This window comes from Leptotrichia sp. oral taxon 221 (genome assembly GCF_018128245.1).
Taxonomy (GTDB): domain Bacteria; phylum Fusobacteriota; class Fusobacteriia; order Fusobacteriales; family Leptotrichiaceae; genus JABCPH02.
In genome coordinates this window covers 1,241,718-1,255,777 of sequence record NZ_CP072378.1, presented here as the reverse complement: position 1 = coordinate 1,255,777, position 14,060 = coordinate 1,241,718, and the positions used below count along the sequence as shown (strand labels likewise).

General features: G+C 29.6%; 12 protein-coding genes, 1 other RNA gene and 1 riboswitch. All 13 genes read left to right on the top strand.

Features of this window, described 5'->3' with window-relative positions; translation table 11 throughout:
- Nucleotides 1-56 precede the first annotated feature (56 nt).
- The 13 genes from J4863_RS05555 (at nucleotide 57) to metK (ending at nucleotide 13,955) form a co-directional block, all read left to right on the top strand.
- On the top strand, nucleotides 57-830 hold the full coding sequence (locus tag J4863_RS05555) for an RNA methyltransferase (protein WP_211617808.1): 774 nt from the start codon (nucleotides 57-59) through the stop codon (nucleotides 828-830).
- Nucleotides 831-854: 24 nt separating this feature from the next.
- The gene (locus J4863_RS05550; RefSeq protein WP_211617807.1) at nucleotides 855-2,132 is read left to right on the top strand and encodes a glycosyltransferase; all 1,278 of its coding nucleotides are present in this window, start codon (nucleotides 855-857) and stop codon (nucleotides 2,130-2,132) included.
- A gap of 212 nt (nucleotides 2,133-2,344) precedes the next feature.
- Nucleotides 2,345-3,328 (top strand): NAD(P)-dependent oxidoreductase, encoded by a 984-nt coding sequence (locus tag J4863_RS05545; protein ID WP_211617806.1) that lies wholly within the window; start codon nucleotides 2,345-2,347, stop codon nucleotides 3,326-3,328.
- On the top strand, nucleotides 3,303-4,127 hold the full coding sequence (locus tag J4863_RS05540) for an MBL fold metallo-hydrolase (RefSeq protein WP_211617805.1): 825 nt from the start codon (nucleotides 3,303-3,305) through the stop codon (nucleotides 4,125-4,127). Before J4863_RS05545 ends, J4863_RS05540 begins: the two co-directional genes overlap by 26 nt.
- Nucleotides 4,111-5,394 (top strand): F390 synthetase-related protein, encoded by a 1,284-nt coding sequence (locus J4863_RS05535; RefSeq protein WP_211617804.1) that lies wholly within the window; start codon nucleotides 4,111-4,113, stop codon nucleotides 5,392-5,394. The genes J4863_RS05540 and J4863_RS05535 overlap by 17 nt, the downstream gene beginning before the upstream one ends.
- A gap of 6 nt (nucleotides 5,395-5,400) precedes the next feature.
- Nucleotides 5,401-6,330: a 3-oxoacyl-[acyl-carrier-protein] synthase III C-terminal domain-containing protein gene (locus J4863_RS05530; protein WP_211617803.1), complete on the top strand. Its 930-nt coding sequence runs from the start codon at nucleotides 5,401-5,403 to the stop codon at nucleotides 6,328-6,330.
- Nucleotides 6,331-6,415: 85 nt separating this feature from the next.
- Nucleotides 6,416-7,327, top strand: coding sequence for a deoxyribonuclease IV (locus J4863_RS05525; protein WP_211617802.1), 912 nt, complete (start codon nucleotides 6,416-6,418; stop codon nucleotides 7,325-7,327).
- Between the two features lie 41 nt (nucleotides 7,328-7,368).
- Nucleotides 7,369-7,633, top strand: an RNA gene (gene ffs / locus J4863_RS05520) — signal recognition particle sRNA large type.
- A 288-nt stretch (nucleotides 7,634-7,921) separates the two neighbouring features.
- Nucleotides 7,922-9,172, top strand: a complete 1,251-nt coding sequence (locus tag J4863_RS05515; RefSeq protein WP_211617801.1) for a GNAT family N-acetyltransferase — start codon at nucleotides 7,922-7,924, stop codon at nucleotides 9,170-9,172.
- A 139-nt stretch (nucleotides 9,173-9,311) separates the two neighbouring features.
- Nucleotides 9,312-10,274, top strand: a complete 963-nt coding sequence (pfkA, locus tag J4863_RS05510) for a 6-phosphofructokinase (RefSeq protein ID WP_211617800.1) — start codon at nucleotides 9,312-9,314, stop codon at nucleotides 10,272-10,274.
- A gap of 122 nt (nucleotides 10,275-10,396) precedes the next feature.
- Nucleotides 10,397-11,827, top strand: coding sequence for a pyruvate kinase PykF (pykF, locus tag J4863_RS05505; RefSeq protein WP_211617799.1), 1,431 nt, complete (start codon nucleotides 10,397-10,399; stop codon nucleotides 11,825-11,827).
- Between the two features lie 114 nt (nucleotides 11,828-11,941).
- Nucleotides 11,942-12,532 (top strand): recombination mediator RecR, encoded by a 591-nt coding sequence (gene recR / locus J4863_RS05500; RefSeq protein ID WP_211617798.1) that lies wholly within the window; start codon nucleotides 11,942-11,944, stop codon nucleotides 12,530-12,532.
- A gap of 80 nt (nucleotides 12,533-12,612) precedes the next feature.
- Nucleotides 12,613-12,719: riboswitch (SAM riboswitch) on the top strand.
- 81 nt (nucleotides 12,720-12,800) lie between these two features.
- Nucleotides 12,801-13,955 carry a methionine adenosyltransferase gene (metK, locus tag J4863_RS05495; RefSeq protein ID WP_211617797.1) on the top strand — a complete coding sequence of 385 codons (1,155 nt, stop codon included), beginning with the start codon at nucleotides 12,801-12,803 and terminating at the stop codon, nucleotides 13,953-13,955.
- Nucleotides 13,956-14,060: the final 105 nt, after the last annotated feature.

Here is a 14,060-nt window from a genome sequence, read left to right as displayed (position 1 = left end):
CAATTTTAAGTGGTCTGAGTATTTTTTATTAATTAGGAAAATTGAAAAGGAGAGAAATGAAAGACGTTATTGCAAGTTCGGATAATAAATTTTACAAATTATTAAAAAAACTAGATAAGAAAAAATATAGAGATGAAAATAATATTTTCAAGGCAGAAGGGGAAAAATTTCTGAATGAGAAAATTAATTTTAATAAAATAATTGTGAAGGAGTCGAGATACGAATATTTTAATGAAAATTACAATATTGGTGAGCATGATAATTTAACGATATTAAAAGATGAACTGTTTAATGAAGTTTCAACGCAAGAAAATAGTCAAGGGATAATATTTTTGTATTCAAAAAATTTGAATACGATTGATGATATTGAGGGAGATGTCGTGATTTTGGATGATGTACAAGATCCAGGAAATGTTGGGACGATCATTAGAACAATGATTGCGACTGATTTTAGAAATTTGATTTTGACAAAAGGATCTGTGGATGTGTATAATCCGAAAACAGTTAGAGCTACAATGAGTGGAATTTTTAAATTAAATGTGATTTATGAAACACCAGAAAATATTGTGAAATTTTTGAAGGAAAAGAATTATTTAACGATTTCGACAGCGTTGCATGAAGATTCGATTTCTTATGATGAAATTGAGCAAAAAGAGAGAAATGCTTATATTTTTGGGCATGAAGGTGGAGGCGTTTCAGATTATTTGATTGAAAATTCTGATATTAAGGCGATTATTCCAATTTATGGAAATATTGAGTCATTAAATGTGAGTGTTGCAACTGGGGTGTTTTTATACAAAATGAGAGAGAAAAAAGAAAAAAATAAATAGAGATTTAAGTGAGGATGAATATTTGTGGAGGAACAAAGAAAAATAAAGATTGATGTAGTTGTACCACCTTATAGTGGACACCTATTTCCAATATTAGAGTTAATAAAACCGTTGATAAATGATGAAAAATACGACCTTTGCGTGTATAGTGGTGTTAAAAGACAAGAATTTTTAGAAAAATTGGGGCTGAAACATGTACCAGTTTTACCAGATAAACCTACGTTTTTCGAGGATATTGCGAACACGCCTGAAAAAACGAATGCTTTTATTTATTGGAAACAATTTAAAAGAAATATATCGCAAGTTCCTGAGATTGCGAGAGAGTTTGAAGAAGGGTTCAAAAAGAGAAAACCTGATGTTGTAATTGCTGATTTTATTGCGATTCCAGCAGGATTAATTGCGAAAAAGATGGATATCCCTTGGATAACTTCAATACCAACACCATTTGCGATTGAAAGTAAGACGACGACACCAAGTTATATGGGTGGTTGGTACCCAAGAGAAGGTTTTTTATATAAATTGAGAGATAGCTTCGGAAGATTTGTAATAAGAAGTTTTAAGAGAATTGTGTGTGTGTTGGCTTCAAAACAGTTGAAAGTACTTGATTTTAAGCTGTATAATGAAAACAAGGAAGAAAATTTGTATTCACCACAGTCGATATTAGCTTTAGGTATGAAAGAATTAGAGTTTAGAGATGATTATCCGAAGCAAGTAATATGGGCAGGGCCTTGTTTATCTGAGTTTGATGTGAAGGATTACACTTTGGAAGATATTTCTAAATTTAAAAAAAGTATCTTGGTTACAAATGGAACACATTTATTATGGGGAAAAAATAATCTTGTAAGAATAGTTGAAGAATTGAGTTCGAAGTTTCCAGATGTGTGTTTCATTGTTTCGTTAGGGAATATTAATGGAAAAGGAAAACCTGTTATAAAAAGTAGAGATAATGTGCATATTTACGAGTATATCGACTATGGGGCAGTGTTACCTGTGGTAGATTATGTTATTCATCACGGTGGTGCAGGAATATTATACAATGCCATAAAATACAATAAACCATCAGTTATAATTCCTCACGATTACGATCAATTTGATTTTGCAGTGAGAGGAAAAATAGCAGATATAGGTGTTCCAGCTAAATTGAAGGATATTAATTCGATTGAAAATGCATTAAGGGAACTTTTGAATCGTAAGGAATGGAATAATCTGAAAAAAGTTTCTGAAAAATATAGAGAGTATAATCCAAGTGAAGTGTTAAAGAGTGAAATTGATAGATTGATGAAAGAAAAAGTGAATAGATAGCATAGATTGTGTAATAAAATGCAAAAAAATTAAAATAAAATAGAAAACATGATAATTGAGTGTTAAAATATTAGTAACTATAAAAATATTAAAGAAAGAAATTATATCATGAATCATAAATATTTTATTATAAAAAGAAATAAACTAGAGATTTTGCTAAAAAAATTACAAAATGATATCTAAAAATAAATAATTTTTGAAAGGAAATGAAGATGAAAGTATTACTAACAGGGGCTACTGGTTTTTTGGGCGAATACATGATTCAGGAACTTATGGAAAATGATTATGAAGTTGTGGCTTTTGGGAGAAATGAGAAAAAAGGAAAATATTTGTCTGAGAATTATAAGAATGTTAAATTTGTGAAAGGAAATCTTGAAAATAGAGAAGATTTAGAAAAAATAACAGATCAAATTGATTTTGTTATTCATGCTGGAGGACTTTCGACAGTTTGGGGAAGATGGGAAGATTTTTATAATGCGAATGTTTTGGGAACTCAAAATGTACTGGACTTTTGTGAGAAACAAAATGTGAAAAGGCTTGTGTTTGTATCTTCGCCAAGTGTTTATGCAAAAAAAGGTGATAGTTTACAGGTAAAAGAAGAAGAAGCTCCAACTGAAAATAACCTTAATTTTTATATAAAAAGTAAACTAATGGCTGAGAAATCAATAAAAGAAAGTTCTTATAAATCATGGGTAATAATTCGACCGAGAGGGCTTTTTGGAGTAGGGGATACGAGTATAGTTCCAAGACTTTTGAAATTGAATGGTAAAATAGGTATTCCTTTGTTTGCAGGTGGAAATCAAATGATAGATGTGACTTGTGTTGAGAATGTGGCGTTGTCATTGAGATTGGCTATGGAAAATGAAAATGCATTGGGAAAAATTTACAATATAACAAATGATGAACCTATGAAGTTTAAGGAAATTTTAAATTTATTTTTTGCCGAAATGGGAATAAAAGGTAAATATGTGAATTTCAATTATTCTTTTACAAAAGGCATTGTAACAATCCTAGAAAAAGTTTATTCATTTTTTAAAATTAGAAAAGAGCCACCATTAACATTGTATACGCTGTATTTATTGAGATATTCTCAGACTTTATCAGTTGAAAAAGCAAAAAAAGAATTGGGTTACAAGCCAAAAATGACAGTAAGAGAAGGTGTAAAAAAATATGTCGAACATAATAGAAAGAGTTGATTATTTTTCATGTGGCTATTGTAAAAATAAATTAGGAGTAATGTTTAAAAATTCGAAAAATGAAAAAAAACTTTCTGGAATAATAAATTTTCCTGCTGGAGTTTTTTTGATAAAACATAGAGAAATTGGATATATTTTATATGACACAGGTTACGGAATTGATATTTTGAAAAATAATTTTAAATATTTTCTTTATAGAGCACCCAATCCGATTATTTTGAAGAAGGAAGATTTAATTTCTGAGCAACTTTTAAAAAGAGGAATTAATCAAAATGAAATTCGATATGTGATTTTATCGCATTTGCATCCAGATCATATTGGAGATGTGAAAAAATTTCAAAATGCAAAAATTATAATAACAGAAGATTGTTATGAAAATTATAAAAATAGTAGGTTAAAGGATCTTATTTTTAAGGAATTTCTTCCAAAATATTTTGAAGAAAGGGTAGAAATAATAAAAGAATACAAGAAATTAAAAGATTTTCCAGTAAAAGTTAAAGACTTATTTGGAGATGGAAGTTTGTATTTAGCTTCGATAAATGGGCATTCTCGAGGGCAAGGTTGTCTTTTTGTGAAGGAGAAAAATTTATTTATAGCAGCTGATGTTTGCTGGGGAGTAGATTTGATGAAGTATACAGAAAGAATGAGAACGCTTCCTAAATTAGTGCAAGATAATTTCAAGGATTATGAAAGAGGAATTGATATTTTGGAGAACATTCAAAAAGAAAAAATAGATGTGATTGTTAGTCATGATCCTGAAGAAAGGATAAAGAAAATTTTGTATGAAGAAAATAATTAGAATATTATCGGAATTTGTGAGTGCTAGATGGCTGAGAAAATGGAATTCGAGAGAAAAATTAGAAAAATATCAAGATAAAAAGTTAGAAAAACAAATCAAATATTTTGAAAAGAAATCACCATATTTTATGAAACATAAAGTTGATTTGAATGATTTTTTTATGAATAAGCAATTTATGATGGAAAATTTTGATGAGTTGAATACGGTTGGAGTGCGAAAAGACGAGGCGTTTAAGATTGCTATTGATGGAGAAGAAACTCGTAATTTTTCTGAAAAGTATAAAAATATTTCAGTAGGATTGTCTTCTGGAACATCAGGACATCGTGGAATGTTTGTGACAACAGACGATGAGCAAAGCGTGTGGGCTGGATTTATACTTGCTAAAATGCTTCCTAAAAATAAGCTTTTTGGTAATAAAATTGCATTTTTTCTAAGAGCAGATAATAATTTATATAAAAGTATTAACTCATTTTTTATAAAATTAAAATATTTTGATTTATTTCAAGATTTTGAAACTTATGTTGATGAGCTGAATAATTATAATCCAACAATTTTAGTGGCTCCAGCTTCAATGCTTTTAGTTTTATGTAAGAAAAAGTTAGATGGAATCTTGAAAATCAATCCGATTCAAATAATTTCAGTTGCAGAAATTTTAGAGAAGAAAGATGAGGAATTTATAAAAGAAGTATTCGGTGTAAAAATGGTGTATCAAATATATCAAGCGACAGAAGGGTTGTTGGGGTACACTTGTCATTGTGGATCGATTCACTTGAATGAAGAATGTATAAAATTTGAAAAGTATTATATAGATGAAAAGAGATTTTATCCGATTATTAGTGATTTTAGGAGAAAAAGTCAACCATTTATAAAATATAAATTGAATGATATTTTGATTGAAAATAAGAATAAATGTGAATGTGGTTCAGTTTTTACTAGAATAGATAAAATTGAAGGCCGTTCAGATGATATTTTCTTTTTTAAAGATAAGTTTGGTAAATTAAAAAAAGTTTTTCCAGATTTTATTAGAAGATGTATACTTTTTAGTGAAGAAATAAGGGAATATCAAGTTTTCCAAGTAGATTTTGATAAATTAGAAGTTGCAGTTTTAGAGATTAAGGATTTTCAAAAAAAAGAGATAACAAAAGAATTTGATAAATTATTTGAAAAACTTGGAATAGAAGGTGTGAAAATTGATTTTATTGAATATGCACCTGAAAAGAATGTTAAATTGCGAAGAATTTTTCAAAAAATAAAAAAGGAGTTGTAAATTACTATGAGAAAGTTAGAGATTAAGGGGTATGGGTATGTTTTACCAAAAGAAACAGTGGAATTTAAAGGAGGAATTAGATATAAAATTTCTGGAGATGAGACACAATTAGGAATTGGGGTTAAAGCAGCCAAGAAAGCAATGGAGAATGCGAAAATTACTATAAATGATATTGACTGTATTGTAAGTGCTTCTGCAGTTGCGGTGCAGCCTATTCCATGTACGGCAGCATTAATTCACGAAAAAATTGCAAAAGGTACTGATATTCCAGCATTAGACATAAATACAACTTGTACGAGTTTTATTACAGCATTAGATATGATTTCGTTTTTGGTTGATGCCAAAAGATACAAAAGAGTGCTAATTGTTTCAGTCGATGTGCCATCAATTGCTACAAATCCTAATCAAAAGGAAAGTTACGAACTATTTAGTGATGCAGCAGCAGCAGTAGTAGTAGAATATAGTGAAAATGGTTCTGGAGTAATTGACGGAATGCAAAAAACTTGGTCAGAAGGAGTTCATTTCACAGAAATAAGAGGTGGACTGTCTAATTATCATCCAAAAAATTATTCAGAAAAAACAAAAGAAGAATTTATGTTTGATATGAATGGTAAAAGCGTATTGAAATTATCAAAAAATAAGGCTTTAAAAATGGTAGACGATTTTTTGAAAAAGAATGAAATGAAGATTACAGATATTGATATGGTTATTCCGCATCAAGCCAGTCACGCATTAGAGCTTATGATGAAAAAGTTAGGTGTGAAAAAGGGTAAATACATTGATATTTTCAAAGATTATGGGAATATGGTGTCAGCTTCTGTTCCATTCACCTTATGTTGGGCCTTTGAAAATGGGAAAATAAAAAAAGGTGACATTGTTATGTTAAGTGGGACAGCAGCCGGATTAACTACAAATTTATTATTGATGAAAATATAATTAAAAATAATAATTTTTGTGGCAAAATATACGATAATTTGATATAGTAAAAAAACAGAAAATAAAAACAAAATTAGGAGGTAAAATGTTTAAAATAGGATCACACGTGGGAATGAGTGGAAAAAAAATGTTTTTAGGATCAGTAGAAGAAGCCATAAGTTACGGATCTAATACATTTATGATTTACACTGGTGCACCACAAAATACTAGAAGAAAGCCAATTGAAGAATTAAATATTGAAGCAGGATTAGAATTAATGAAAAAAAATAATATTGATATTGATGATATTGTTGTTCATGCACCGTATATTATTAATTTAGGAAATGCGATAAAACCTGAAACATTTGAAATTGCAGTACAATTTTTAAGAACAGAAATCGAAAGAACAGATGCAATTGGAGCAAAAAGAATAGTGTTACATCCAGGAGCACACGTTGGAGAGGGAGCAGAAGTTGGAATAAATAAAATTATTGAAGGATTGAATGAAGTTTTAACAAAAGATCAGAAAACAACAGTTGCACTTGAAACAATGGCTGGAAAAGGTACAGAATGTGGTAGAAGTTTTGAAGAAATTGCTAAAATAATTGACGGTGTAAAATTAAAAGATAAGTTATCAATTTGCTTTGATACGTGCCACGTTCACGATGCAGGATATGATATTGTAAATGATTTTGAAGGCGTAATCAATGATTTTGATAAAATTGTAGGAATAGACAGAATTTCTGTAATTCACTTAAATGACAGCAAAAATCCTATTGGTGCACATAAAGATAGACACGAAAATATAGGATTTGGTCACATTGGTTTTGATGCGTTAAATAAAATTGCACATTTTGAGAAGTTCAGTCATTTGCCAAAAATTTTAGAAACACCATATGTTGCTTTAAGTGAAGAAAAAGGTGCTAAGAAATTGCCACCGTATAAGTTTGAGATTGAAATGTTAAGAAATGGAATATTTGATGAAAATCTTTTAGAAAAGATTAAAAATCAAAAATAAAAAGTTGACATTAGAATATGAAAATGATATAATAACACTTGTCATACTAGCCGGGGAGATAGCGGTGCCCTGTATCTACAACCCGCTTTAGTAGAGGTGATGTCAGACTTGAGGGAGATTTTAGTGTCAACGCCTTATCTAAAGAATGTTGAGAAAATAGTCCTATATTGTAGAGAGTTGGTGAACCGTGTCAGGTTGGGAACAAAGCAGCACTAAGTCAATTTCTCTAGGTTTATAGGGTAGCTGTTTTTGAGTTCTTTCTATAAGAAACGGATGGTAAAATTCTTTCGAGAGTCTGATGTATGGCAAAATGTATTACACTAAATATATCAGGGTAGGAACTACCCAAAGAGCTTGGTAAATATATTTGACTAACAAAAGCAGATACTTCCCAAGAAGTTTCCGTTTCTAAAAGTGGGAGTAGTTCACGATAAAAGTATTTGATGATAAATATATAAATTCAATAGCAATTAAGAAACCTTTTATAAAAGATTCCTAAAAAGAGCTTTAGTAAAGAAACTTGAATTGCTATTTTTTAAATTATACGGAAAAAGTTTTATGTAGAAATATTTTTAGGGGGCGATTTTATAAAAAATGAAGATTATTAATTGGAATGATACGAAAAAAGAAAGAAAAGATTTGCTGTTTTTAAAAGGAATAGATAATTATTTTAATTTTAATGAAGACGATGAAGAATTATTTTTTTTATACAAAAGTGAAAAAATAATTGGTTATGCAGTTTTAATAAAAGAAAATGAAGTTTCAATGGAATTAAAGAGAATATTTATCGTATCTAAATTAAGAAATAATGCTTGTGGAACAATTCTTTTAAAATTCATAATAAATTGGTTAATAAATAATGATTATGATTCTTTAGTTGTAAAAAATCATAAAAAAATGAATAATTTTTTAGAAAAACAAAGATTTGTAAAAACAGAAAATGGATATGAATTAAATAATTTGAGAGAAAATCGAAAAGAATACGAAAATATGATGTTTGTCTCTAAATTTGCGATAGTAGTTAATGTAGTTTTAGCTCTCTTAAAAATTATTTCAGGAAATATTTTTCAAAGTGTATCTTTATTATCAGATGGATTAAATTCATTATCAGATTTGATTACAAATATTTTAGTTATTGTTGGACTTAAGGTTGGAAATAATCCAGAAGATTCGGAACATCCATTTGGACATGGTAAGATAGAATCGGTATTTAGCGTTATAATTGGTACGTTTATCATAATTTCAGCATTTGAAGTTATACAAGAAAATTTTTTGAAGTTGTTTGAAAAAAATTCTGGAGTTTTATTGAATAAATGGCCAATAATAATTACGATTATGACAATAATAATTAAAATTTTTCAATTAATTTTTATGAAACAAAAAACTGGTAAAGAAAAAAGTGCGTTAATTGAAACGCTTCTAGTTGATTATAAAATGGATATTGTGATATCTAGTTCAGTTTTAGTAGGATTGTTGCTTTCATTGATAAGTCCGTTGTTTGACATTATTGTTGGTTTGATAATTGCAATATACATAATTATTAATGGGTATCAATTGATTAGTGAGAATGCCTTGATTTTATTGGATTCTCAAGATAAAGAATTGTTGGAAGAAATTAGAGAAGATATTTTGAAATTTCCTGAAATTGAGAATGCACATGATTTTAGAATGACTACTTCAGGGAAAGAAGTTTATATTTTTGTTGATGTTAGGATGAATAGAGATAAAACGATAGAGGAAGCACATGAAATTGTTAATGAAATAACAAAAACATTGAAATATAAATATAAAAATGTTAAAAGAATATTGATTCATGTAGAACCAATGTACTCGTATGAAGATTAGAAAGATATTGAAATTTATAAAAATAAAAAAAAGAAAAAAAAGAAAAAAGATATAAAATAATCATTGAAAAAAAATCAAAAAAATGGTATTATCTTTATGAGAGATAAATAGTTATTGATTTTAGAAGGAGAAATAAGTTATGAAAAAAATTGCAATCCTAACAAGTGGTGGAGATTCGCAAGGGATGAATACAGCGGTAAGAGCTGTTGCTAAAACTGCGATGAGTAAAGGAATGGAAGTTTTTGGAATTAAAAGAGGATATAAAGGAATGTTAGAAGATCAAATATTCCAAATGTCAGCATTAGATGTAAGTGGAATCGCTGATCATGGTGGAACTATCTTATTATCTGCTAGATTATCATCTTTTAAAGATCCTGAAGTAAGAGCTAAGGCAGCTGAAAACTTGAAAAAAAGAGGAATAGAAGGCTTAGTAGTAATAGGTGGAGATGGTTCGTTCCATGGAGCACATTATTTGTATGAAGAACATGGAATAAAAACAATCGGAATACCTGGAACAATCGATAATGACATTGCAGGAACTGATTATACAATTGGTTACGATACAGCATTAAATATAATCTTGGATGCAATATCAAAATTAAAAGACACAGCAACATCACACGAAAGAACTTATTTAATAGAAGTAATGGGAAGAAACTGTGGGGATTTAGCTTTATATGCAGCGATTGCAGGTGGAGCAAGTGGAGTTATGATACCAGAAGTAAAAGCTTCTACTGATGATATTGCAAAAGTTATTAGAGAAAGAAGAGCAGAAGGTAAATTATACGACATTATAGTTGTAGCAGAAGGTGCTGGAAATATCTTGGATATTGAAAAAGAATTAGCACAAAAAATAGATACAGATATAAGAGTTACTATTTTAGGACACGTTCAAAGAGGTGGAGCTCCAACAGCTAATGATAGAATCTTAGCAACAAAATTAGGAGTAAAAGCAGTAGAATTATTAATTGATGGAGAAGCAGGATTAATGGTAGGTATGGAAAGTGGAAAAGTAACTACTCATAAATTATCTTATGCTTGGGAAAACTATAGTAAATCTTCAGAAGAAGATTATAAAATTGCAACAATGTTATCATTATAATTAAAATGATGGCAAAATAAAAAAGTTTTTTAATGTAGTTAAAGTTTTGTGGGTTAATTTCAGTATTAATCTCACTAAAGTTTAATATTTATATATATATCAGATTTAGGAGGAATACAAGAATGAAGATCAAAATGACAAAAGTTGTTTGTACAATAGGACCAAAATCAGAAAGCGAAGAAATGTTAACTAAATTAGTTGAAAGTGGAATGAACGTAATGAGATTAAACTTCTCACACGGAGACTATGAAGAACATGGAGCAAGAATTAAAACAATTAGAGAAGTTGTTAAAAAAACAGGTAAAGAAATTGCAATCTTATTGGATACTAAAGGACCTGAAATCAGAACTGGGAAATTAGAAAATGGAGAAGATGTATTATTAGAAACAGGAAACAAAGTAACAATCACTACTGATTATAGCTTTGTTGGAAATGCTAAAAAATTCGCAGTTTCATATCCTGGAATTGTAAATGACTTAAAAGTAGGAAGTACTGTTTTATTAGATGATGGTTTAATTGGATTAAAAGTTGAAAGCATCAATGTAGAAGCAGGAGAAGTTGAATGTGTTATTACAAATACAGGAGAATTAGGACAAACTAAAGGAGTTAACTTACCAGATGTTTCAGTTGGATTACCTGCATTAGCTGAAAAAGATATTAACGACTTGAAATTTGGTTGTGAACAAGGAGTAGACTTTGTTGCAGCTTCATTCATAAGAAAAGCAGCAGACGTTGCTGAAGTAAGAAAAGTTTTAGATGAAAATGGTGGACACAACATCAAAATTATTCCTAAAATTGAAAGCCAAGAAGGTGTTGATAACTTCGATGAAATCTTGGAATTAAGTGATGGAATCATGGTAGCAAGAGGAGACTTAGGAGTAGAAGTTCCTGCAGAAGAAGTTCCTTTCATGCAAAAAATGATGATTAGAAAATGTAACAAAGCTGGAAAACCAGTTATTACAGCTACACAAATGTTAGATTCAATGATTAGAAACCCAAGACCTACAAGAGCAGAAGCAGGAGACGTTGCTAACGCTATCTTAGATGGTACAGATGCAGTTATGTTATCTGGAGAATCTGCAAAAGGTAAATATCCAGCAGAAGCTGTACAAATGATGGCTACAATTTCAAAAAGAACAGATGAATTCAAAAAATTCAAACCTGTTGAAATCGATGAAAATGAAGAAGTTACAGTAACAGAAGCTATTTCAAATGGAGCAGTTAGAACATCAAATTTATTAGATGCTAAATTAATTGTATGTTGGACAAAAACAGGAAGAGCAGCTAGAATGATTAGAAAATATGGACCAACTGTACCTATTATTGCTTTAACTGATAATGATCAAACAGCTAGACAATTAGCATTAGTAAGAGGAGTTAGAGCTTACGTAGAAAAAGGATTAGATAAAACTGATGACTTCTTTGCAAAAGCAAGAGAAATTGCAGCTAATCACGAAGAAGCTAAAAAAGGTGATTTAGTAGTATTAGTAACTGGAATTTCTAAAGAAGGAACAACTAATACTTTAAGAGTTGAAAGAGTTGGAGAAAAATAATTATAAAAAATTATTAAGTCTTTATTAGTAAAATTAAAAATGAAAAAGTGAAGAGTAAGTTATTACGATTCACTTTTTTGTTTGTTAGAAGTAAAAAATAGAGGGGAGAAATTTATGAAAAAATTAGATGATTTGATAGATGTTTTTTCAAAATTGCCAGGAATTGGGAAAAAAAGTGCGATGAGAATAGCATTTGATGTTTTGGAAAAAAGTGAAGCGGATATTGATAGAATGATAGGCATAATAAAAGATTCTCATAGTAGTATTAAGCATTGTTCGATTTGTGGGAATTTATCTGAAAATGATATTTGTGAAATTTGTGAAGATGAGAAGAGAAATAAAGAAGTTCTTTGCATTGTTGAAGGTGTTAGAGATGTTATTGCTTTTGAAAATTCTGATACATATAATGGACTTTATCATGTTTTAGGTGGAAAAATAGATCCTTTGAATGGAGTTACGATTGAAGATTTAAATTTGAAGTCGTTGATAAAAAGATTGGATGAGAAGGTTATAAAAGAAGTGATAATTGCGTTAAATCCTGACTTGGAAGGGGAAACTACGACGTTGTATTTGACGAAAATATTGAAGCAGAAAGATGTCAGAGTCTCAAAAATTGCTAGTGGAATTCCTATGGGAGGAAATATTGAGTATACGGATATGGCGACTTTAGGGAAATCACTTGAAGGAAGAATTGAAATTGAATAAAAAAAGAAATAATGAATTCTAAAAAAATAGTTTGACAATAAATGAAAAATGTACTATAATAAACTATAATTAAATATGCAAACTTATCAAGAGAGATATGAGGGACAGGCCCGTTATGAGTATCCAGCAACCTTACAATTATTTGTAAAAGGTGCTAAATCCTGGCATAAAAGTGCGAAGATAAGAATTTTACATTCTCTTCTTTGTAGAGAATTTTTTTTTACAAAAAATTCTTTTAAATAAAAATATATTTTAGGAGGAATAAAAAATGGCAAAAAATATTTATTTTACATCAGAATTCGTTTCACCTGGACATCCAGATAAAATTTGTGATCAAATTTCAGATGCAGTGTTAGATGCTTGTTTAAAAGATGATACTCATGCGAGAGTGGCTTGTGAAACATTTGCGACAACAGGATTAGTTGTGGTTGGAGGAGAAATAACAACAACTACATATATTGATATACAAGATATTGTTAGAAGTAAAATTAAAGAAATAGGATATAAACCAGGAATGGGATTTGACTCAGATTGTGGTGTTATGAATGTTATTCATTCTCAATCACCTGACATTTCGATGGGAGTAGATACTGGTGGAGCTGGAGACCAAGGGATTATGTTTGGTGGAGCAGTTAATGAAACTGAAGAATTGATGCCTTTAGCTGTGACATTAGCTCGTGAAATAATTGTGAAATTGACTGAGTTAACTAGAAATAAAACTTTGGCATGGGCTAGACCTGATGCAAAAGCTCAAGTGACTTTAGAATATGATGAAACAGGAACAAAAATTGAATCAGTTGATACAGTTGTTTTATCAGTTCAGCATGACGAAGAAGTTACTAGAGAAAAAATTGAAAGTGACTTAAAAGAATTGGTTATAAAACCTGTTTTAGAAAAATATAATTTAGATTATTCAAAAGTTAAACATTATCACATTAATCCGACTGGAAGATTTGTAATTGGTGGTCCTCATGGAGATTCAGGATTGACTGGAAGAAAAATAATAATTGATACGTATGGTGGATATTTTAGACATGGTGGAGGAGCATTTTCTGGAAAAGATCCTTCAAAAGTAGATAGATCAGCAGCTTATGCGGCTAGATGGATTGCTAAAAATATAGTTGCAGCAGGGATAGCTACAAAATGTGAAGTTCAATTGTCTTATGCGATTGGAGTAGTTCAACCAACATCTATAAAAGTGGATACTTTTGGAACAGGGATTGTTGATGAAGGGAAAATTGCTGAAGCTGTAGCAAAATTATTTGATTTGACACCAAGAGGAATTGAAAAAGCATTAGAATTGAGAACGCCTAGTTTTAAATATCAAGATTTAGCTGCTTTTGGTCATGTTGGAAGAACTGATATTGATTTGCCTTGGGAAAGATTGAATAAAGTTGAAGAATTGAAAAAAGAATTGTTATAATTTTTTTAAATGAAGTAGCTTATAAGTTGGAAATTTAATATAATTTTTAAATGAAGATGTATTATTTTTTCAACTTATTTTTTTAGAAATATTGTTTAGAAAGAT